18 protein-coding genes are annotated in these 20,176 nt (G+C 73.7%); 6 read left to right on the forward strand and 12 right to left on the reverse strand.

The features are described 5' to 3' along the window. Positions 1-29 precede the first annotated feature (29 nt). Positions 30-719 (reverse strand): DUF4191 domain-containing protein, encoded by a 690-nt coding sequence (locus ACN26Y_RS15515; RefSeq protein WP_155330949.1) that lies wholly within the window; start codon positions 717-719, stop codon positions 30-32. A 195-nt stretch (positions 720-914) separates the two neighbouring features. Between ACN26Y_RS15515 and ACN26Y_RS15520 the strand changes: the two genes are divergently transcribed. Together ACN26Y_RS15520 and ACN26Y_RS15525 are read left to right on the forward strand one after the other, a co-directional pair. Beyond that, on the forward strand, positions 915-1,085 hold the full coding sequence (locus ACN26Y_RS15520) for a hypothetical protein (RefSeq protein ID WP_196255862.1): 171 nt from the start codon (positions 915-917) through the stop codon (positions 1,083-1,085). 332 nt (positions 1,086-1,417) lie between these two features. After that, positions 1,418-4,366, forward strand: coding sequence for a helix-turn-helix transcriptional regulator (locus ACN26Y_RS15525; protein ID WP_422734939.1), 2,949 nt, complete (start codon positions 1,418-1,420; stop codon positions 4,364-4,366). 12 nt (positions 4,367-4,378) lie between these two features. Here ACN26Y_RS15525 and ACN26Y_RS15530 read toward each other — a convergent pair whose 3' ends face one another. Next, entirely contained in the window at positions 4,379-6,055 is a 1,677-nt protein-coding gene (locus ACN26Y_RS15530; RefSeq protein ID WP_422734881.1) for a hypothetical protein, read from the reverse strand. Between the two features lie 66 nt (positions 6,056-6,121). Beyond that, entirely contained in the window at positions 6,122-7,174 is a 1,053-nt protein-coding gene (gene lipA / locus ACN26Y_RS15535; RefSeq protein ID WP_422734882.1) for a lipoyl synthase, read from the reverse strand. A gap of 400 nt (positions 7,175-7,574) precedes the next feature. Between lipA and aspS the strand changes: the two genes are divergently transcribed. Further along, positions 7,575-8,861 carry an aspartate--tRNA(Asn) ligase gene (aspS, locus tag ACN26Y_RS15540; protein ID WP_422734883.1) on the forward strand — a complete coding sequence of 429 codons (1,287 nt, stop codon included), beginning with the start codon at positions 7,575-7,577 and terminating at the stop codon, positions 8,859-8,861. A gap of 104 nt (positions 8,862-8,965) precedes the next feature. Here aspS and ACN26Y_RS15545 read toward each other — a convergent pair whose 3' ends face one another. The 3 genes from ACN26Y_RS15545 to ACN26Y_RS15555 all read right to left on the reverse strand — a co-directional run bounded on the left by ACN26Y_RS15545 (position 8,966) and on the right by ACN26Y_RS15555 (position 11,075). After that, positions 8,966-9,640, reverse strand: coding sequence for a DUF4166 domain-containing protein (locus tag ACN26Y_RS15545; RefSeq protein ID WP_155330953.1), 675 nt, complete (start codon positions 9,638-9,640; stop codon positions 8,966-8,968). Further along, on the reverse strand, positions 9,637-10,290 hold the full coding sequence (locus ACN26Y_RS15550; protein ID WP_422734884.1) for a hypothetical protein: 654 nt from the start codon (positions 10,288-10,290) through the stop codon (positions 9,637-9,639). Before ACN26Y_RS15550 ends, ACN26Y_RS15545 begins: the two co-directional genes overlap by 4 nt. 134 nt (positions 10,291-10,424) lie before the next feature. Continuing rightward, positions 10,425-11,075, reverse strand: a complete 651-nt coding sequence (locus ACN26Y_RS15555; RefSeq protein WP_230689009.1) for a TetR/AcrR family transcriptional regulator — start codon at positions 11,073-11,075, stop codon at positions 10,425-10,427. 48 nt (positions 11,076-11,123) lie between these two features. Between ACN26Y_RS15555 and ACN26Y_RS15560 the strand changes: the two genes are divergently transcribed. Then, positions 11,124-11,711, forward strand: coding sequence for a peroxiredoxin-like family protein (locus ACN26Y_RS15560; protein ID WP_422734885.1), 588 nt, complete (start codon positions 11,124-11,126; stop codon positions 11,709-11,711). A 6-nt stretch (positions 11,712-11,717) separates the two neighbouring features. Here the strand turns inward: ACN26Y_RS15560 and lipB are convergent, their stop codons facing one another. After that, positions 11,718-12,356 carry a lipoyl(octanoyl) transferase LipB gene (lipB, locus tag ACN26Y_RS15565; RefSeq protein WP_155330955.1) on the reverse strand — a complete coding sequence of 213 codons (639 nt, stop codon included), beginning with the start codon at positions 12,354-12,356 and terminating at the stop codon, positions 11,718-11,720. Between the two features lie 50 nt (positions 12,357-12,406). After that, a complete protein-coding gene (locus ACN26Y_RS15570) occupies positions 12,407-14,239 on the reverse strand; it encodes a DUF2079 domain-containing protein (RefSeq protein ID WP_422734886.1) in 1,833 nt (610 codons plus the stop codon). 232 nt (positions 14,240-14,471) lie between these two features. Here ACN26Y_RS15570 and ACN26Y_RS15575 point away from each other — a divergent pair, with 232 nt between their 5' ends. Then, positions 14,472-15,680, forward strand: a complete 1,209-nt coding sequence (locus tag ACN26Y_RS15575; protein WP_155330957.1) for an alpha/beta hydrolase family esterase — start codon at positions 14,472-14,474, stop codon at positions 15,678-15,680. Between the two features lie 60 nt (positions 15,681-15,740). On the opposite strand, the gene ACN26Y_RS15580 is transcribed toward ACN26Y_RS15575, so the two are convergent. Both ACN26Y_RS15580 and ACN26Y_RS15585 read right to left on the reverse strand, forming a co-directional pair. Continuing rightward, positions 15,741-16,640 (reverse strand): TIGR01777 family oxidoreductase, encoded by a 900-nt coding sequence (locus ACN26Y_RS15580; RefSeq protein ID WP_422734887.1) that lies wholly within the window; start codon positions 16,638-16,640, stop codon positions 15,741-15,743. A gap of 46 nt (positions 16,641-16,686) precedes the next feature. Continuing rightward, a complete protein-coding gene (locus tag ACN26Y_RS15585) occupies positions 16,687-17,694 on the reverse strand; it encodes an aldo/keto reductase (protein WP_422734888.1) in 1,008 nt (335 codons plus the stop codon). Between the two features lie 54 nt (positions 17,695-17,748). Between ACN26Y_RS15585 and ACN26Y_RS15590 the strand changes: the two genes are divergently transcribed. Then, positions 17,749-18,129: a MerR family transcriptional regulator gene (locus tag ACN26Y_RS15590; RefSeq protein ID WP_155330960.1), complete on the forward strand. Its 381-nt coding sequence runs from the start codon at positions 17,749-17,751 to the stop codon at positions 18,127-18,129. On the opposite strand, the gene ACN26Y_RS15595 is transcribed toward ACN26Y_RS15590, so the two are convergent. Then, the gene (locus tag ACN26Y_RS15595; protein WP_155330961.1) at positions 18,115-18,765 is read right to left on the reverse strand and encodes a DUF4276 family protein; all 651 of its coding nucleotides are present in this window, start codon (positions 18,763-18,765) and stop codon (positions 18,115-18,117) included. The two genes, ACN26Y_RS15590 and ACN26Y_RS15595, sit on opposite strands and share 15 nt — an antisense overlap. Beyond that, positions 18,762-20,168 (reverse strand): AAA family ATPase, encoded by a 1,407-nt coding sequence (locus ACN26Y_RS15600; protein ID WP_155330962.1) that lies wholly within the window; start codon positions 20,166-20,168, stop codon positions 18,762-18,764. The genes ACN26Y_RS15595 and ACN26Y_RS15600 overlap by 4 nt, the downstream gene beginning before the upstream one ends. Positions 20,169-20,176: the final 8 nt, after the last annotated feature.

Here is a 20,176-nt window from a genome sequence, read left to right on the forward strand (position 1 = left end):
GGCCCGGCTCCCGCTGCGTACGGCGTGGGTCAGCGGCCGCGGGACTGGCGGAAGGCGCCGCGCGGGGGCCGCATGTTCTTCGGGATCGCGCCCTTCGGCAGCTGCGGCCGGGCGCTGAGCGCCTTGAGGCGCTTGTCCAGCGCGTTGACGTCCTTGCCGGTCAGGTTCCGGGGCAGCTTCATCAACGTCATCCGCAGCTTGCGGATGGGCAGCTCACCCTCCTCCTGGCCGATCACGTAGTCGTAGAGCGGCGCCGAGCCGATCACCTTGGCCAGCCGGCGCTTCTCCTGGCCGAGCAGGCCGCGCACCCGCTGCGGGTTCCCCTCCGCCAGCAGGATCACGCCGGGCCGGCCGATGACCAGGTGCACCATGTCCATCTGGGTGGTCGAGCTGACCGCCGGCGTGACCCGCCAGTCGCCGCGCATGCTCTCCATGATCTGCGCCGCCGCGCCCGGCTGGCCCTCGGCCGCGTTCATCATCGCCCGGTTGGACCGCAGGTTGAGCACGATCAGCAGGCAGAGCAGGGTGAACAGGATGCCGAGCGGGATCGCGAACCAGCCCCAGGCGAGGAACGCGACCACGGTCAGCGCGAGCGGGATGACCACCGCGGCGAAGGCCAGGGGCGCGAACCACCTGTCCTGCTTGGCGGTGAACCGGAACACCATCCCGATCTGCTTCAGCCGCTGGCCGAACGACACCTTCTCCTGGGGATTTGCCATGCCGCTGAGTCTAGTGGTCGGCGCACCCCCCGGTGATCCGCGGGCGGCTGAGTACCTTACGTCGCCGTAGCGCCGGCCGCCGGTCGAGGTAAGGAGGGCGGGCTGGCGAAGATCAGGCGGTGCACCCATGCCCCGCGGGCACCTTCGGGCGGAGAGTCAGAGTCGGCAAACGACAACGACCACGAGGAGCCCGAGATGTTCACCCACGACGCGGAGTTCCTGCTCTCCGTCCACCGTACGCACGCCGCCGAGCTGCGGGCCGAGGCCGCCGTCGACCGGCTGGCCCGGAGCCTGCCGCACCGTTCCGCCCGCGGCTGGCTGAGCCGGCGTCACCACGCCGGCCGCCCCGGCGACAGCCGCCGGTGACCACCGCGCAGCCGGTCGCACCGGCCGCGCCGGCCGCACCGTCGGCACCGGCGGCACCGGCTTCGCCGGCCCCACCGTCGGCACCGGCGGCACCGTCGGCACCAGCCGCACCGTCGGCGCCGGTCCTACCGCCCGGGTCCGCCGAGGCGCAACCGGTCCCACCGGCCGGGTCCGCCGAGGCGCACCCGGCCCGACGGACGGCGGGCGCGCCCATCACGGGGGTGGGCGCGCCCGCCACGTCGCCGGGTGGGCCCGCCACGCCGTCCGGTTTGTCCATGATCGCGACTGGATCGTCGGCCGCCGGCGGGGCCGGGGGCGGCGGCGGTCGTGGCATGCTCGGTGCCGTGACCGCACGCCCCGCCTGTACCACCCTCGTCGGCCGCCAGCGTGAACTGGCCGCACTGCGGGACGCGCTCGCGCGGACCCGAGCCGGCGAGCCGACCACCGTCCTGGTCGGCGGCGAGGCCGGGGTCGGCAAGACCCGGCTGCTGGAGGAGTTCGGCGGCGCCGCCGACGGGGTCCGGCTGCTCGTCGGGCAGTGCCTGGAACTCGGCGAGGCGGGCCTGCCCTTCGCGCCGATCGCGGCGGCGCTGCGCGCGGTGTTGCGCCGCGACGGCCCCGCCGTCTTCGACGGGTACGAGGCGGAGTTCGCCCGGCTCCTGCCGGAGCTGGCCCGGGGCCCGCTCGGAGCCGCGCCGCCGCCGTCCTCCGACGCCCCGCGCGGTTACCTGTTCGACCTGGTCGCCGAGCTGTTCGCACGCCTCGCCGACGAGCAGCCGCTGGTGCTGCTCATCGAGGACCTGCACTGGGCCGACCGCTCCACCCGGGACCTGATCGGCTTCCTCGTCCGGGCGGCCCGCGCCGACCGCCTACTGCTGGTCTGCACGTACCGCAGCGACGAACTGCACCGGGGGCACCCGCTGCGGCCGTTCCTGGCCGAGCTGGACCGGGCCCGGGGCGTCGAGCGGATGGAGCTGAGCCGGCTGGACCGGGACGGCACCGGGGCGGTGCTGGCCGGCCTGCTCGGCGCCGAGCCGGCCGCCCGCGCGGTCGACGACATCCACGACCGCACGCAGGGCAACCCCCTCTTCATCGAGGAGCTGGCCGCCGCGGGTGACCCGATCGGCTGCGCCGCCCTGCCGGAGACGCTGCGCGACCTGCTGCTCGCCCGGGTGGACCGGCTCCCGGAGCCGGCGCAGCGGGTGTTGCGCATCGCCGCCGCCGGCGGCACCCGGTTCGCCCACGAACTGCTCGCCGAGGTCGCCGGCCTGCCGGACGCCGACCTGGAGGAAGCGCTGCGCGCCGCCGTCGCCGCCCAGCTCGTGGTGGCCGACCCGGAGGGCGACTACGAGTTCCGGCACGCGCTGGTCCGCGAGGCCGTCCACGACGAGCTGCTGCCCGGGGAACACGCCCGGCTGCACGCCCGCTGGGCCGCCGCCATCGAGGCGCAGCCCCGCCTGGTCGCCGCCGGGCGCGCGCCCGCCGAGATCGCCCACCACTGGTACGCCGCGCACGACCACGCCCGCGCGCTGGTCGCCGCGCGGACGGCGGCGTGCGCGGCGGCCGACCGCTACGCGTACGCCGAGCAGAGCCGGCTGCTGGAACGGACGCTGGAATTGTGGGAGCTGGTCCCCGACGCGGCCGACCGGCTCGGCATGGACCACCTCGCCCTGCTGGAGGAGACGATCGCGGCGGCCACCACCGCCGGGGACTACCATCGCGCCCTCACCCTGACCCGGGCCGCGCTGGCCGAGGTGGACGGGACCGCGGAGCCGCTGCGCGCCGCCCGGCTGCTCGACCGGCGCGGCCGGATGCTCGCCATGCTCGGCAAGAGCGACGGCGCCGCCGAGCTGCGGGAGGCGTACCGGCTGGCGGCCGGGGCGCCGGACGGCCCCGAGCGGTTGCACCTGCTCGCCGACGTCGCCGCCCACGTCGCCCGCGTGGACCGGGCCCAGGGTGCGTTGCTGGCCGCCGACGTGCTCGCGGCGGCGCACGCCTCGGGTGTCGACAACGCCGAGCTCCCGGTGAAGGTCGTCGCGCTGCTGCGCCGCGCCGACCACGCGACGGATCTGGGGCTGGCCGAGCTGCGCCGCTCCGAGGCGTTGGCCCGGGCCGCCGGCGCCGCGCCGGCGCTGGTCGGTGCCCTGGTGCACATCTCCGACGTGCTGTTCGAGCTGGGCCGGTACGAAGAATCGGCCCGCGCCGCCGCCGACGGCGTGGCCGAGGCGCGCCGGGTCGGGATCAGCCGCTCAACCGGGGCTTACCTGCTGTCCAACCGGGCCGAGGCGCTGCTCGCCCTGGGCCGGTGGGCGGAGGCGGACGAGGTGCTCGCCGACGCCGCCCGCATCGACCCGCCGGGCGTCACCGGCTCGCACTGGCTCCAGTTGTGTGCCGCGCTGCGGCTGGCCCAGGGCCACCCGGCCGTCGACGAGACGATCGGCCGGTCGCTGAGCTTCCTCACCAAGCCGTACCTGCACCCGCACCAGCGGCTGCCCCTGATCGAGCTGCGGCTGGAGGCCGCCCTCGCCGCCGACGACCGGCCCGAGGCACGGCGGGCCGCGGCGGCGGCACTGGCCGACAGCGGCGTCGCCGACCATCCCCGGTACGGCTGGCCGGTGCTGACCGCCCTCGCCCGCGCCGCCCGCCACGTCGGCGACGACGACCTCGCCGCCCGGACGGCCGACCTCGCCGCCGCCGTTCCGGTGCGCTTCCCCGCCGAGCGGGCGTACGCCGCCCAGGTCGCGGCGACGGTGGGCGGGTCGGTCCCCGCCGGCGGGCCGGTCGCCGTGCCCGCCGCCCGGGCCTCCGTGGAAGCCGGCGACACCGGCGCGCTGACCCGGTGGCGGGCGGCCGTGGCGGCCTGGCGGGCCGACGGGCAGCCGTACCCGCTGGCCCGGGCGCTGCTCGCGCTGGCCGAGGTGGCCGCCGCGACGGGGGAGCGGGACGAGGTGGCGGCGGCCGTCGCGGAGACGGCCGCGCTCGCCGACCGGCTCGGTGCCGCGCCGCTGGCCGAGCAGGCGGCGACCCTCGCCCGGCGGGTCGGGCTGCGCGGCGCGAACCGGGGCCGTCCCGGTGCGGACCTGCTGACCGAGCGCGAGCGGGAGGTGCTGCGGCTGGTCGCCGAGGGGCACAGCAACAGCCGGATCGCCGAGCAGTTGTTCATCTCGCCGAAGACCGCCAGCGTCCACGTCTCGCGCATCATCGCCAAGCTGGACGTGCACAACCGGGTCGAGGCCGCCGCCGTCGCCCACCGCCTGGGCCTGCTGGCCGAAACCCGCTGACCGCCGGGACGGTCAGCGGCCGGGTGGCGGGGTGGTCCGGGTGGCCGGCAGGTAGATGCGCCAGCCGGGGATCGTGTGCCGGCTGGCCGGCTGCGCGTCGAGTCGGGTCGCGAGGGGGGAGCCCTCCGGGGCGACCCAGGCCGCCCGGGGGTCCGCGTCCACCGCGCGCCGGTAGGGGCGGTACCGGTCGTGGCCGGGGCTCAGGTGGTCGTCGACGACCGCGCAGAGGACCTCCTCCCCGGTGGCGAAGATGAGCCGGTTGCAGGTCCAGTAGCCGCCGTACACGTGCCGGACGTCCAGCGCGCGCAGGGCGCGGACGAGGCCGGCGTGCCGGTCCTCGGCGGCCCCGTGCGCGGGCGCGGCGGAGACCGCCCCGCCGGTGGCGACGGCCGCGCCGCCGAGCGTCGCGGCGAGCACCGCCGCGGCGGCGACCCGGCGGGCGCCACCGGCCCGCCCCGACCGCCGCCGGGCCGCCTCCCACACCGGCCACAGCAGCACGGGCACGGAGATGAGCAGGCAGGACAGGTACCGGGAGCTCTCGACCGGGGTACGGCCCGACGCGCTGCTCGCCGCGTAGACGGCCAGCGTCAGCACGGCCGCCCCGACCAGGGCCAGCGCGAGGGCCGCCCCGACCGGACGGGCCGCGCCGGCCTCGTCGGGTCGCCCGTCCGCGGCGTCCGGCAGCCGCCCCGGGCCGGCGACCGTCGGGACACCTCGCGGCGGCGTCGGGGCGCGCAGCCGGCGCCACGCCGTGACGGCGGCGGCGATCAGGAGCAGCGGCAGGGCGGCCGACCACCACAGCTGCCAGCCGGCGCACCGGCCGGGCGAGCAGAAGCCCATGCCCAGCGCCGGCCCGAGCACCAGCGCGCCGTGCAGCCGCTCGGCCCAGCCGGCGGGTTCCCCGGCGCCACCGGCGGCCAGCACGGCGGCGAGCGGGCTGCGCCCCGACGCCAGGGCGTCGACCAGCAGCGGTGCCGCACCGGCCAGCGCGCCGAGGCCGAGCAGGGCGCCCGCCCGGCCGCGCAGGTCCCGCCACCGGAACGCCACCAGCACCGCCCCGGCGGCGGCCACGTACGGCAGGACCAGCGGGTCCACCCACACCATCAGGCCGGCGAGGAACCCCCACACCGCCCAGCGGGGCAGCCCGCGTCCGGGCCGGCCGGCCGCCAGGTCGTACGCGAGCAGGGCGAGGGCCACCCCGGCGGCGTTCATCTCCGGGTACCCGCCGCCGGCGATGAGCTGGTTCTTGACGATCCGGTCCGAGCCGGACGCGAGCAGGACGGCGACCAGCAGCGCGTACCACCGGTCCCCGGTGAGCCGCCCCGCGAGGCGCCAGGCCAGCAGGACGAACACCGCGTACAGGGCCAGGGTGGGCAGGCGCAGCGTCAGGGTGGACGGCCCGACGAGCGCGAACAGCGGTGCGGCCAGGTACGCCTCCAGCGTCCCCATGTACGCCTGACCGTAGAACCAGACCGGGAACTCCCGCCCCTGCGCGATGTGCAGGGCGGCGAGCCCCATGGTGGCCTCGTCGCTGTTGGTCGGCGGCGTGGCGTGCAGCAGCAGACCGAGGCGGTACGCGACCCCCGCGAGGATCGCCACGAGGGCCAGCGCGTCGGGCAGCCGGTACCACCGGGCCCGCGGCAGCGCGCGCAGCGCGGCGCGGTGCTCCTCGCGTACCCCGGTGGTCATGGGCCGATCATGGCACCCGGTCGGTGGTCCGCGCGGCGCGGTGCCCGACGCGGCGGCCGGGTGTCGTCAGCCGGCGGTGCCGACCGGGGCGGCCCGGCGGGCCTCCAGGGCCTGCTGGTAGAGCCGGCCGGCGCGGTACGACGAGCGCACCAGCGGGCCGCTCATCACCCCGGCGAAGCCGATCTCCTCGGCCTCCTCGCGCAGCTCGACGAACTCCTCCGGCTTGACCCACCGCTCCACCGGGTGGTGGCGGGGGGAGGGGCGCAGGTACTGCGTGATGGTGATCAGCTCGCAGCCGGCCTCGTGCAGGTCACGCAGCGCCTGGGAGACCTCGGCGCGCTCCTCGCCCATGCCCAGGATGAGGTTGCTCTTGGTGACCAGGCCGTCGGCGCGGGCCTGCCGGATCACGTCGAGGGAACGCTCGTAGCGGAACGCGGGCCGGATCCGCTTGAAGATCCGCGGCACGGTCTCGACGTTGTGGGCGAGCACCTCCGGCCGCGACCCGAACACCTCGGCGAGCTGCGCGGGGACGGCGTTGAAGTCGGGGATCAGCAGCTCGACGCCGCAGCCGGGCTGGAGGGCGTGGATCTGCCGGACGGTCTCGGCGTAGAGCCAGGCCCCGCCGTCGGGCAGGTCGTCCCGGGCGACGCCGGTGATGGTGGCGTACCGCAGGCCCATCGAGACCACCGACTCGGCGACCCGGCGCGGCTCGTCGGCGTCGAACTCGGCCGGCTTCCCGGTGTCGATCTGGCAGAAGTCGCAGCGGCGGGTGCACTGGTCACCGCCGATGAGGAAGGTGGCCTCCCGGTCCTCCCAGCACTCGTAGATGTTGGGACAGCCGGCCTCCTGGCAGACGGTGTGCAGCCCCTCGCGCGAGACGAGCCCGCGCAGCTGGGTGTACTCCGGGCCCATCTTGGCCTTGACCTTGATCCACGGTGGCTTGCGCTCGATCGGCGTCTCGGCGTTGCGCGCCTCGATCCGCAGGAGTCGCCGCCCCTCGGGGGCGGGCGTCGCGGTGCGCGCTGCCTGGCCGGTCGTCGGCGCGGAGTGCTCGATCGTCACAAAGTCGAGCCTACGCCCGACGGCGGGTGTCGATGCACGTCGGGCGACCGCCGTCACGCCCCCACCCTTGTGACGCCGGACACCACCGCACAAAAATCCCCGTCACACCCATCCCGCCGGGGTGCTAGCGTGCGCCGCAGAGCTGTGACGGAGCCGAGTAGCGCCCCGCCCCGCCAGTTGAAGAGAGCCGCCGGTTGCTGCGAGGCGGTCTGGCACCGGGCCGCGAAGACCCTCCCGAGCTGCGGGAAGAACGGTAAGGAAGGGCCCCTTCTCAACGCCACCGGTAGAGGAAGGGTCCCTTCCTAACACCCAGTAGACCCCGCCCGGCTGGCCCCGGTGAACAGGCGACGAACGAGGCTCCCGCTCCGGCGGGGGCGAAGGTGTGGTGGCACCGCGAGGACCCGCTCGCCCACACCTCCCGGGATGGCGTTGCGACCAGACCGAGGAGGTACCCGCCGTGCAACGCATCCTTTCCACCCAGCTTCCCGCCCATGTCGGCGAACCTGTTCGGGTCGCCGGCTGGGTGCACCGCCGCCGGCTGCTCAAGTCGGTGGCGTTCCTGATCCTCCGGGACGCGGCCGGGCTCGCCCAGGTCGTGGTCACCGAGCCCGCGGCCCGCGCGGCCGTCGAGGCCCTTACCGAGGAGACCGTCGTCGAGGTGGTCGCCACGGTGGTCGCCAACCCGGCGGCGCCCGCCGGGGTCGAGCTCACCGCGCCGACGGTACGGCCGCTCGGCCCGCCCGCCGTGCCGCCGCCGTTCGACCTGTATCGGCCGGCGCTCACCGCCGGCCTCCCCACCCAACTGGACCACGCGCCCGTCGCGCTGCGGCATCCGGTGCGCTCGGCCGCGCTGCGCGTCTCGGCGGCGGCGGTCGCCGGCTTCCGGGCCGCCCTCGACGCCCGTGGGTTCGTGGAGATCCACACCCCGAAGGTGGTGGCTTCCTCCACCGAGAGCGGCGCGAACGTGTTCGCCCTGGACTGGTTCGGCCGGCCCGCGTACCTGGCGCAGTCGCCGCAGTTCTACAAGCAGCTCATGGTGGGCGTCTTCGAGCGGGTGTACGAGGTCGGGCCGGTGTTCCGGGCCGAGCCGCACGACACCGCCCGGCACCTGGCGCAGTACACGTCCCTCGACGCCGAACTGGGTTTCGTCACCGACCACCGGGACGTGATGGCGGTGCTGCGGGACACCCTGGCCGGGATGCTCGACGCGGTCGGCGACCGGGCCGGTGCCGCGCTCGCCACGCTCGGCGTGACCGCGCCGGAGGTGCCGGCCGGGATCCCCGCGGTGCACTTCACCGAGGCGCTGAAGATCGCCGGTGCCCCGGCGGACGAGCCCGACCTCGCCCCGGCACACGAGCGTGCGCTGGGGGAGTGGGCACGGCGGGAGCACGGCTCGGATTTCCTCTTCGTCACCGGCTACCCGATGGCGAAGCGGCCCTTCTACACCCATCCGGACCTGGCGCGGCCGGCGTACTCGAACGGGTTCGACCTGCTCTTTCGGGGCGTGGAACTGGTCACCGGCGGGCAGCGGCTGCACCGGCACGCCGACTACCTGGCGGCGCTCGCGTCGCGTGGCGAGCCGGTCGAGCCGTACGCCGGCTACGTGGACGCGTTCCGGCACGGGATGCCGCCGCACGGCGGCTTCGCGATCGGCCTGGAGCGCTTCGTGGCCCGGCTGACCGGCGCGGGCAACGTCCGGGAGGTGACCGCCTTCCCACGCGACCTGCACCGCCTCACGCCGTAACCTCCCCGACGGGTGCCGGTTGATCAAGAGGTTTACGGATGAACCATCACGGCGACGCAGACCTCTTGATCGACTCGGCGGGCGGCGCGGCGGGTTCGCGGCGGTCATTCCCGGGGGTTCTCCCGGAGCGGTCGGACGGCGGCGGGGACCGGCGCGCGGCCCGGCCGCAGGTAGCGGATGGTGAAGCTGCCGGTGTAGCCGAACAGGGGCCCGAACCGGCGGTTCGTCACCGCCACCTCGATGCGGAACCGCCCGGCCCGGTCGTCGTACCACTCGCGCAGGTGGACCTCCCCGGTCACGGTGGCCGGGCAGCGCAGCCCGCCGCGCGCGCGGTAGGTGCCGCTGCGGATCGTGAGGGCGCCGGCGGCGTCGACGGCGGGGTGCAGGTCGACCGCCAGGTGCTGGTGGGTCCCGAGGTAGTCGACCAGCACGGCCCGCCGTTCGCTCCACACCATGGTGGCGTCGAAGCGCCGCCGGCGGTCCGGTGCGACCTGGAAGGTCCGGACGAAGGTCAGCGTCGGGCGGCCGTAGGAGTCGGTGTAGGCGTAGTTCTCGATGGTGAAGGGGATGTCGACGCCGGTCTCCGGGAACAGGATGTGCCGCAGGGTGCCGAGGTGCAGGAACGGCAGGGTGAAGGCGGCACCCCGCCAGACGCGGTCCATCACCCCGGTGCCCACGCAGCCCAGGTGGGTGTCGCCGTCGACGTCGAAGCGGCGCCGCAACTCGGGGTGGAGCCGGTCGAAGTCGGCACCCAGGGCGGTACGGAAGACGGCGGTCACAGCTTCTCCACCTTCTCGGGTGCCCGGGCGGCGAGGCGGTCCGGTGGTCGGCGTCGACAGCGGCGGGCCGCGGGGGTGTGCGGACGCGGCGGTACGGCCAGCGCGGCCACCGTGCTGCCGAGGACGGTGAGGGCCACCGTGGCGGCCGGGAGGCCGGAGCCGGCGGCGAACGCTCCGGCGGCCAGCACCCCGAGGAGCCGTACGGCGATCTCCCGGGCGGCGTTGCGCCGGGCGCGCTCCGGGGTGACGCCGTGCTCCAGCCAGAGCCGTAGCCGGTCGAACGACCAGGCGGTGGCCCACCCGAACACCGGGCGGAACCCGAGGTCGGCGGCGCGCCCCAGGGGTCCCCAGCGTGGTGTGTAGGTGTAGCCGGTGAGGAACCGCACCCCGTCCGGACCCGGCAGGTAGCGCCAGTAGCCGGCACCGGCCGCGATCAACGAGCGTGGGTCGTCGGAGCCGAACAGCAGCGCGGAGGTGCGACTGCCGTCCGGCCGGTTCCGCTCGCCGGCGTGCACACCCCAGCCGGCGATCGTGACGCCGGGGGCCACCCGCGTGGCGTACCGGAACCGGGCGGGCGGGCCACCCGGCAGCGGGTCGATCCGGCCGAAGCGGACGTCCCACCGGCGATGTTGGACGGGGTCCTGCGTCATCCGCCACACCTCGGTGACGGGTGCGCCGATGACTGTCTCGACGTAGACGGGTCGCATACCGCCCCTCACTCTTGAGCAAGTGCTCAAGAGTGAGGGTAGAGCGATTTGAGCAATCGCTCAAGAGGGTCTTCCGCTCAGTCCGGGGTGCCGAGCCGGTGCCGCAGCCCGGCCAGGACGACGTCGAGTCCGCCCCGGAACTCGTCGTCGGGACCGATGGCGCGGGCCGTGCCGGCGGTGTCCGCCAGGTACGGGAAGTCGTCGCGCGGCAGCCGGGCCAGCGCGGCGGTGCCGGCGCCGGAGAGCGGGCCGAGGTGGTCACTGCTGAGGGCGCCGACGAGGTAGCTGATCAGGGTCCGGAAGGCCACGACGCGGTCGGCGCCGGTGAGGCCGGCGCCGGCCAGGATCCGCAGCAGCACTTCGCCGCAGCGCATGACCTGGACGTTGGTGTGCCGGTGGCTGAGGAACAGCGGGACCACCGCCGGGTGGGCGCGCACGGCGTCCCGGACGCGGCCGAGCACGTCGGCGACCTGGTCGGTCCACTCGGCGCTTTGGGTCACGGTGAGATCGAGGGAGGCCAGCACCCGGTCGACGACCAGGGCCTCCACCTCGCGGCGGTCGGCGACGTACCGGTAGAGCGACATGGTCCCGACGCCCAGTTCGGCCGCGACGGTGCGCATCGAGAGCTGGTCGAGGCCCGCGCGGTCGATGACGGCGAGCGCCGCGGTGGCGATGCGGTCGTGGTCCAGGGATCGGGGTCGCGGCATGGCCTTGACAGAGTACGCCATACGCCTAACCATGTTAGGGGTACGGCGTACGCAAACGGGGAGGGTGCTGTGACGCGACGGTTGACGCCCGGGCGACGGATACCGGCGAGAACCCTGACGGCGGTGGCCGGAGGCGAGATCCGCCTGCCCGATCCGGACGGGCTGCTGCACCTTCAGTTCCGCCGCTTCGCCGGGTGCCCGATCTGCAACCTGCACCTGCGGTCGGTGGTCCGCCGGCACGACGAGATCACCGCCGCCGGCGTCCGTGAGGTGGTCTTCTTCCATTCGCCGGCGGACGAGCTGCTCCCGTACGCCGAGGAACTGCCGTTCCCGCTCGTCGCCGATCCCGAGCGCCGGTTCTACCGCGAGTTCGGGGTGGAGGCCGGCCCACGGTCCCTGCTCGACCCCCGCGCGTGGCGGGCGATCCTGCTGGGTGTCGTCCTCGACGTGGTGGCGGTGCTGCGCCGCCGGCAGCGGCCGCCCCGCCTGCGGCAGCCGGCCGGCCGGTTGGGCCTGCCGGCCGACCTCCTCGTCGCCGCCGATGGCCGGGTGCTCGCCGCGCGGTACGGCGCGCACGCCGACGACCAGTGGTCGGTGGACGAGCTGCTCGCCGCCGTCCGGGACCACCGGAGCGAGCCCGCCGGTGCCGACACCTGACCGGGATCAGGCGAGCAGGGTCGGCAGGCGGCGCTCGACCACCGGGAGGACGTCCGTCACGGTGACCGGGCGGCCCAGCTCGGCGGTCAGCGAGGTGACACCGGCGTCGCGGATGCCGCAGGGCACGATCCGGTCGAAGTGCGCCAGGTCGCAGTCACAGTTGATCGAGAAACCGTGCAGGGTGACGCCGCGGGCGACCCGGATGCCGATGGCGGCGACCTTGCGGGCGGGGCCGCGGTCGTCCTCGGGGACCCACACGCCGCTGCGCCCCTCGACCCGGCCGGCGGTCAGCCCGAACTCGGCGCACACGTCGATCAGCATCTGTTCGGTGCGCCGCACGTACGCGACCACGTCGACCGGGTCGGGCAGGCGCAGGATGGGGTAGCCGACCAGTTGACCAGGGCCGTGCCAGGTGATCTTGCCGCCACGGTCGACGTCGATGACCGGGGTGCCGTCCATCGGCCGGTCCCACGGCTCGGTGCGCTTGCCGGCGGTGTAGACGCTGTGGTGCTCCAGCAGCAGCACGGTGTCGCCGCGCTCGCCGGCCACCACGGACTCGTGCAGCCGGCGCTGCTCCTCCCAGGCTGCCTCGTAGTCGAGGACGCCGGCGCGGACGGCCGTGAGGCCGGAGGTCGTCGTGGTCACGGCCCCAGCGTAGTCCCGTACCCGCCGGTCACCCCCGCACGTGAGCCGGCTCACCGGGTCGGTCGGTCCTGCGGGATCCGCCAGACCCACACGTCCTGGACGCGTTCCGGCTCGCCGAACAGCGCGGTCGCGGCGCGGCGTACCGCCTCCTGGTTGACCGCCCACTTCGCGCCGTGTACCCGGTCGGGGAGCACCACCGCCTCGATCCGCCAGTGCCGGAGGTCGGCCCGGACCTCCCTGATCGTGCCCTCGGTGACGATGGGCACCGCGCCGAACCGGGCGGCCTGGTCCATCAGCGTGCTCAGCAGCCGGGGCGGCGGGCCGATCCGGCCCCGCCCGTCCGGCCCGCCCGGACCGAGGAAGAACCCGGACGGGATGGCGAACTCGCCCTGCCGGTGGGAGAGGGCGTACGCCTGCCAGCGTTGCCCGTCCGGGTAGACGTCGAGGGTCAGCGGCACCGGCGTGAGCACCCCGCCGGGCGACACGTACTCCCGCCACGTGCCGGAGGTGAAGAACCGGGGGACCGGTTCCCGCTCGATCGTCAGCAGCGGGACGGGCAGCAGCGGCACCAGGGCCACCGCGAACGCGGCCAGCCACACCGCCCGGGCCGGTCGGGACTGCGGCGGGTCGGCGCGCAGGGCGTCGACCGCGTACGCGAGCAGCACGCCGATCACCGGCGCCACCACCAGCGCCAGGCGGGCCGGCAGCGCGGCGTTCACCACGGGGAGGTGGCCCACCAGGTCGAAGGGCATCGGCAGGTCGGTGCGCCGGCCGTCGACCTTGGCCACCGGGCCGAACGACAGCACCGTGAAGACGACCGCCACCGCGCCGAGCGCCCAGAGGGTGGCCCGCTGCGGCGCCCGGGCCCGGCGCCACAGCAGCACCACGGCGGCGACGGTCAGGAGCAGCAGGGGGAGCCCGAAGAACGAGTTCTCCTCGGTCGGGTTCGGCGCGAGGCCGGTCCGCAGCCCGGCCTCGCCGGCGAGCGAACGGCTGGGGTACGCCGCGTACGAGGCGACGTCCTCGGAGTGGATCACCGCGTCGAAGCCGGTGCCGTGGAACCGCTGCGGGCCGGCGAAGTGCAGCCACAGCGGGTACGCCAGCAGCACGGCGGCCACCAGCGCCGTCACGCCGAGACCGCCGAGGAAGCCGGGCAGCGCCGCCCGGGCCTCGGCGCGGCCCTGCGGGTGCAGCGCCCGGACGCCGACGAAGAGGCCGAGAGCGAGCGCGGTGAAGAAGAGGCCCTCGGCCGCGATGGAGAACGCCACCGCGACCAGCACGCCGAGGATCACCCCGTTGCGGATCCGGTGTTCGGGGCGACGCAGCGCGAAGGTCCGCCAGACCAGCAGCGGCACCAGCCAGCCGGCGGTCCAGTTCAGGTGGGCGTTGGCGTGCGAGACCATGCCGGGGGCGAAGCCGATGAACAGCCCGCCGAGGCCGGCGGCCAGCGGGCCACGGCCGAACTGCCGGTTGAGCAGCCAGTACCAGGCCAGCGCCGTGGCGGTGAGGTTCAGCGTGAGGACCACCAGGAAGGTCGCCGGCGGTCCGATCAGGTACGTCAGCGGTGCGAAGACGGCCGCGTACACGGTGATCGAGGTGTTGACCGCGAGGTTGACCCCGTCCGGGACGTTGATCAGGTAGGTGAAGAGCGGGTTCTGCCCGTGCGTGAGGGCGTGCCCGCCGAAGGCCAGCAGCCACTCGAACAGCGCCTGGTCGCTGGAGTTGACCGTGATCGCCCGCCCGTTCGGGTCGCGCCACAGGCCACTGGTCACCCACCCGGCCAGGGCGAGCGCGGCGAGGGCGACAACCAGGTCGGCCCGGCGGTCACGGACGGCCCGGACCGGTGGGACGGGGGCGGGAGCCAGGGACGGGGAGGTCGGCACGCAGCGGACGTTACCAACCGGACCCGGACACCCCGGACAGACCTGCAAGGAAGGGCCCCTTGTTAACGCGTCACGTTGTATAAGGGGCCCCTCCAATCACCCACCGCGTACGCACACACGTCCACAGTGGTGAATGTGTGAAGGCGAGCCATGTCATCACTTCGACACATTGGCGTAACGTCGCGGCAATTCGCGGGTGACCCACTTCACACCCCCCGTCAGGAGGCTCCCCGTGCGCCGCAACCCCTCCCTCCTCGCCCGGCTGGCCGGCGCGGCCGCCGGCCTCGTCCTGGCCGCCACGGCGGCCGTCGCCGTCGCCACCCCCGCCCAGGCCGCCAGCCTCCAGCAGGTGACCGGCTTCGGCTCCAACCCCGGCAACCTCGCCATGTACGCGTACCGGCCGGACAACCTGCCGGCCGGCGCGCCCGCCGTCGTGCTGCTGCACGGCTGCACCCAGAACGCGACCGGCTACTTCGGCAACACCGGCTGGCAGAAGTACGCCGACCAGTGGAAGTTCACCGTCATCGTGGCGCAGCAGTCCAGCGCGAACCAGCAGCTCAGCTGCTTCAACTGGTTCGTGGAGAACGACATCCGGCGCGGCTTCGGCGAGGCGCTGTCGATCAAGCAGATGGTCGACCACGCCAAGGCCACCTACGGCACCGACCCCGGCCGGGTCTTCGTCAGCGGCCTCTCCGCCGGCGGGGCGATGAGCGCGGTCATGCTCGCCACGTACCCGGACGTGTTCCGCGCCGGCTCGGTCATCGCCGGCCTGCCCTACCGCTGCTCGCCGCCGGCCTCGACCAGCACCTGCCAGTACAGCGGCGTCGACAAGACCCCGGCCGCCTGGGGTGACCTGGTCCGCGCCGCGTACCCGGGTTACTCCGGGCCGTACCCCCGGGTGTCGATCTGGCACGGCACCTCGGACTACACGGTGGTGCCGGCCAACGCCACCGAGCTGCGGGACCAGTGGACCAACGTCCGGGGGGTGTCGCAGACCCCGACCAGCACCGCGTCGCTGCCCGCCAACACCAGCCTCGAGGTGTACGGCAACAACGACGTCCGGGTCTACCGTGTCTCCGGCATGGGCCACGGCACCCCGGTCGACCCCGGTACGGCGCCGGACCAGTGCGGCACCGCCGCCGCGTACATCCTGGACACCATCTGCTCGACCTACCACGACGCCGTCTTCTTCGGCCTCAACGGCGGCGGGCCCAACCCGACCCCGACGCCGACGGCGTCCCCGTCGCCCACCCCGACGCCGACGACCAGCCCGACCTGCGTCACCGCGTCCAACTACGCGCACGTCACGGCCGGTCGTGCCTACCAGTCCGGCGGGTACGCCTACGCCAACGGCTCGAACCAGCGGATGGGCCTCTACAACACCTTCTACACGACGACGCTGAAGCAGACCGGCCCCAACTACTGGGTGATCGGCTGCTGACGGCTCCGTGGTTAAAAAGGGCCCCTTGTACAACGCGAGGCGTTAACAAGGGGCCCTTCCTTACTCCACCAGGGCGGCGTGCAGGGCGCTGCGCAGGTCCGGGTGGCGGTACGTGAAGCCGGCCTTCGTCAGCACGCCGGGCAGGACCCGAGCGCTGGTCAGCGCCTCCTGCGCGAACCCGCCCAGGGCCACCTTCAGCGCCAGCGCCGGGATTGGGATGATCGCCGGCCGGTGCAACTGCCGGGCCAGCTCGCGGGTGAACTCGGCGTTGGTCACCGGCGCCGGCCCGACCGCGTTGACCGGCCCGGCCAGGTCGGCCCGTGCGATCGTGAACGCGGCCGCGTTCAGCCAGTCCTCCATCGAGATCCACGGCAGCCACTGCCGGCCGCTGCCCAGCCGGCCCGCGATGCCGAGCCGGAACGGCAGCAGCTGCGGCTTGAGCAGCCCGCCGTCGCGGTGCAGCGGCAGCCCGGTCCGCAGCCGCACCACGCGTACGCCGGCGTCCTCCGCCGGCCGGGTCGCGGCCTCCCACACCCGGCAGACATCGGCGAGGAACCCCTCGCCGGCCGGTGAGTCCTCCTCGACCGTGCGGTCGCCGGTGTTGCCGTACCAGCCGACCGCCGAGGAGTTGACCAGCACCTCCGGCCGGTCCGCGGCGGGCAGCCCGGCGATGGTGATCGCCAGCGTGGTGGTGGTGTCCACCCGGCTGGACCGGATGATCCGCCGGTACTCGTCGTTCCACCGCCGGTCGCCGACACCCGCGCCGGCCAGGTTGACCACCGCGTCGGCCGCCGCCATCACCGCCGGGTCGAGCTGGGCCGCGGACGGGCTCCACTGCCGCTCGTCGGGGGTGCGCGGCGGCCGGCGGACCAGCCGGGTCACCTCGTGGCCATCGGCGGTGAGCAGGTCGGCCAGCCGGGTGCCGAGGAAGCCGGACGCGCCGGCCATCAGGATCCGCATGCTCATATCTTCGGATACGGGTGACGATCCGGATGCGTTGAGCGGATCACACCCCCGATTCGGCCGGTGTGTGTCGGAGATCCGCCAGGAGGCGTTCGACCTCGGCTACCGCGTCCGCCGGCAGCGGCCCGAGGGCGAGCGCGCCGAAGTTCTCCTCGGCCTGGGTGACGGTCCGGCAACCCGGGATCGGGACCGTCCGGGGGCTGCGGGCGAGCAGCCAGCCCAACGCGCCCTGCGCCAGGGTGCGACCGTCTGCGGTGAGCGCCGCCCGGATCTGCGCGACGCGCTCCGCCCACCGGGGTGACGGCCGCCCGTCGGTGAACCAGACCAGCCACTCCGGCGCCCTCCCGCGTACGTCGTCGGCGCCGACCGCTCGGGTCGAGCCGGTGAGCAGTCCCATCGCCAGCGGACCCCGGTTGACGCTGGCCAGGTCGTACCTGTCGCAGACCGCGAGCATCGCCGCGTTGTCCAGCAGCACCGACTGGTCGTGCTGGATCGCCGCGCAGTGCGGGGCGGCCGCCGCGAACGCCGCCGCCGACTCCGGGTGGTCCGTGCTCCAGCCGTACGCCCGGATCTTGCCCTGGGTGACCAGGCCCTCCAGGGTGTCGACCAGGTCGAGCGCGGCGGACGCCGGCAGGTCGTTGAGGTGGAGCTGGTAGAGGTCGACGTGGTCGGTGCCGAGCCGGCGCAGTGACTCCTCCAGGCTCGCCACGGCGTAGCCGGGGCTGTGGTCGCTGCCGGTCCACCGGCGGGTCGCCCCGTCGGAGCGGTTGCCGAACTTGGTGGCGATCACCGCCCGGTCGCGGCGGCCGGCGAGCGCCCGGCCGAGGATCCGCTCGCTGTGCCCGGCGCCGTAGTTGCTGGCGGTGTCGAAGAGGGTCGCCCCGAGGTCGAGGGCGGCGTGGACGGTGCGCACCGACTCGTCGTCGTCGACCTCGCCCCAGCCGAAGGGCTGCCCGTCGTCTCCCCACAGTGGCCCGCCGATCGCCCAGCAACCCATGCCGATCGCGCCGACCTCGATCCCGCTGCGGCCCAGTGTCCGTGTCGTCGTCATGCCGCCAAGCCTTCAACCTGGAGTGCGCTCCAGGTCAAGCGCTAGGCTGCCGGCATGTCCGGGTACGCGCCCTCCGAGGCGGCTCGCCGCAGCGGCTTCAGTCTCGACACCCTGCGGTACTACGAGAAGATCGGCCTGCTCAGCGGCATCGGCCGCACCTCCGGTGGGCGGCGCGTCTTCACCGACGACGACCTGGGCTGGTTGACGCTGTTCCGCTGCCTGCGGGACACCGGCATGCCGATCGCGGAGATGTGCCGGTACGCCGAACTCGCCCGGGAGGGCGAGCACACCGCCGGCGAGCGGCAGGCTCTGCTGGAGCGGCACGCGGAGCGGGTCGAGGAGCAGATGCGCCTGCTCCAGCGCCAGTACGACCACCTGCGCGAGAAGACCCGCTTCTACGAGCGAATCACGGCGTCGGGTTCAGGAACTGACTGAGCGCCACCGCTTGACAACGTCGTCGACGTCGGAAACGAGCTGACGCCACGAGTCGAGCTCAGCGACCGGGCCGGTGGGATCGAGGCGCTCCAGCAACTGCCGCCGATGTTGGTTGAACCGCTTGGCCACGGTGTCCCGACGTCGGCCGGTCACGTCAGCCGCCGCGAGGAGGCATTCGCGGAGGATGTCCTTCGGGTCGTGCTTCGACTCCACCTCGTGCTGCCTCGGCAGGCTGAGTCGCGTCCGGCCACGTGGATTGCCGGCGACCTGCCGGATGGCCGCTTCGTCCAACAGAAGCCATGCCTCGGTCATCCGCACAGGGATCACGGGAACCAACTCAGCGGTGGCCTCCAGCGGTCGTACCGCTGACTCGATCTCGCGTTGCCGGCTCAGCCGTCCCGCGTTGTCGGCGTCCCGATGCACGACGATGAGGTCTACGGGCCTGCCTTCGAGCTTCAGGGCAGCTTTGACGCGGGACCCCACGTCCTTGGCGACCTTCGGAAGCCGAGAGAAGTCGGGCAGTGTCAGGCTCACCGAAATGCCGCGTCCGAGGAATAGCCACTCGACGTGTCTCGACAGCGGCTCGTCGGACGTGCCCTCGGCGATGAACAAACCAGAGTAGAAGTGGCCGCTCATGTCGTCAGGTCCGACGGAAGACGAAGGCGGGCCTCGGGCGGCTCGGCGAGATAGGGCACGACATCCGCGTGGGAGAACGTCTGCACTCCCGGCCTGGCGCGCCAGGAGCCGCGGAAGGGAAGAAGAGCGAGGGCGCGGACCGCCCCACCATCAGGCATGGGACGCAGTCTCGTGTCGGCGAGCAGCAGATCCTCCGGATCGCAGAGCTGCACCACCCCCGGGGAGTGAGTGTTGATGATGACCTGCCGGAATGGGTTGTCGTCGCCTGGTGGGTGGTCGCGATCGACGGCCAGGTCTCGGACGAGCTGCACCATTGCGGGAAGGTTTGCGGGGTGGATCCCGTTCTCCGGTTCCTCCATGCAGATCAGGCCGGTGAACGTCGAGTCTTCCAGCAGCACGCAGAGCGCGAGGAAGCGCAGCGTTCCCTCGGACAGCGCCCGGGCAGGAAGTCGTAGGCCTCCCTTCTCCCGAAGGAAGAGAGTGAAAAGCTCTCGCGCCTCGTCGTACTCCACCTCCAGGTCCTCGACGGCTATTCCAGAAAGGTCCGAAAGCCGTCCGGCCACCGCCGCGTAGACCCGGTCAGGCTCGGCCGACCACTCGGGTGCGTGCGCAACCCGGTAGAGCGTGCTGGGGAGGTATCGGCCGTCTGGAGCCAGCGATTCTGGGCCGACTGTGCCGTCCGGCGCGCGCAGTGCAGAGGGCTCCAGTGCCAGGCGCCGCCAGCTTCTCATTTCGTTCCTGGCAGCTAAGACGGTCGGATTATCGGCGGTTATCGTGGCACTGAGCACTGTCCGGGCGGCGCGGCCCGGGTAGCGCGTCTTCTCCACCGGCTGCCCACTCTCATGGGCACTGATGAAAATGCCCTGCATGCCTCGACGGTCAGTGGAAAGGAACACCTGGTTACCGCCGCGATCGGGGATCACGGCATCGAGAAAACCGGGGCTGGCTGGGAACTTTGTTCGAGTACGCGGGTCGCTGATCTCGCGAAGGTCCTCATCAAGCAGGTAGAGGCGTCCTCCAGTGTGGTCGGTCCGGCTCGGCCCGTAGCCGAGGGTGATTTCATAGCGAAGAGCGGTCGCTGCGACACGTGCCCGGGCGCCCAGCTCGTCCTCCACCTCGGCCGGAACGATCATTTCAGCGGCGATCTTGATCCGGTGCTCGCGCTGGCGGTACCCGTCCCAGAACAGGTCACGAGGATCACCGCCGGCAGCCCCTGCCGTTGTGCGGACCCGCTGTGCTGCCTGAGCCAGGGAGTCCGTGGCGAGGTAGGACAGGAACTCGATCACGTCGAAGACGTTCGACTTGCCCATACCGTTCGCGCCGGCAATGCAGGTGAATGGGCCGAACTCAATGTCAACATCGAGCAGGTTCTTGAATCCCTGCACCTGCAGCCGCGTGAGCATGAGCTGAG

It is taken from the genome of Micromonospora sp. WMMD558 (genome assembly GCF_049315255.1).
Lineage (GTDB): Bacteria > Actinomycetota > Actinomycetes > Mycobacteriales > Micromonosporaceae > Micromonospora.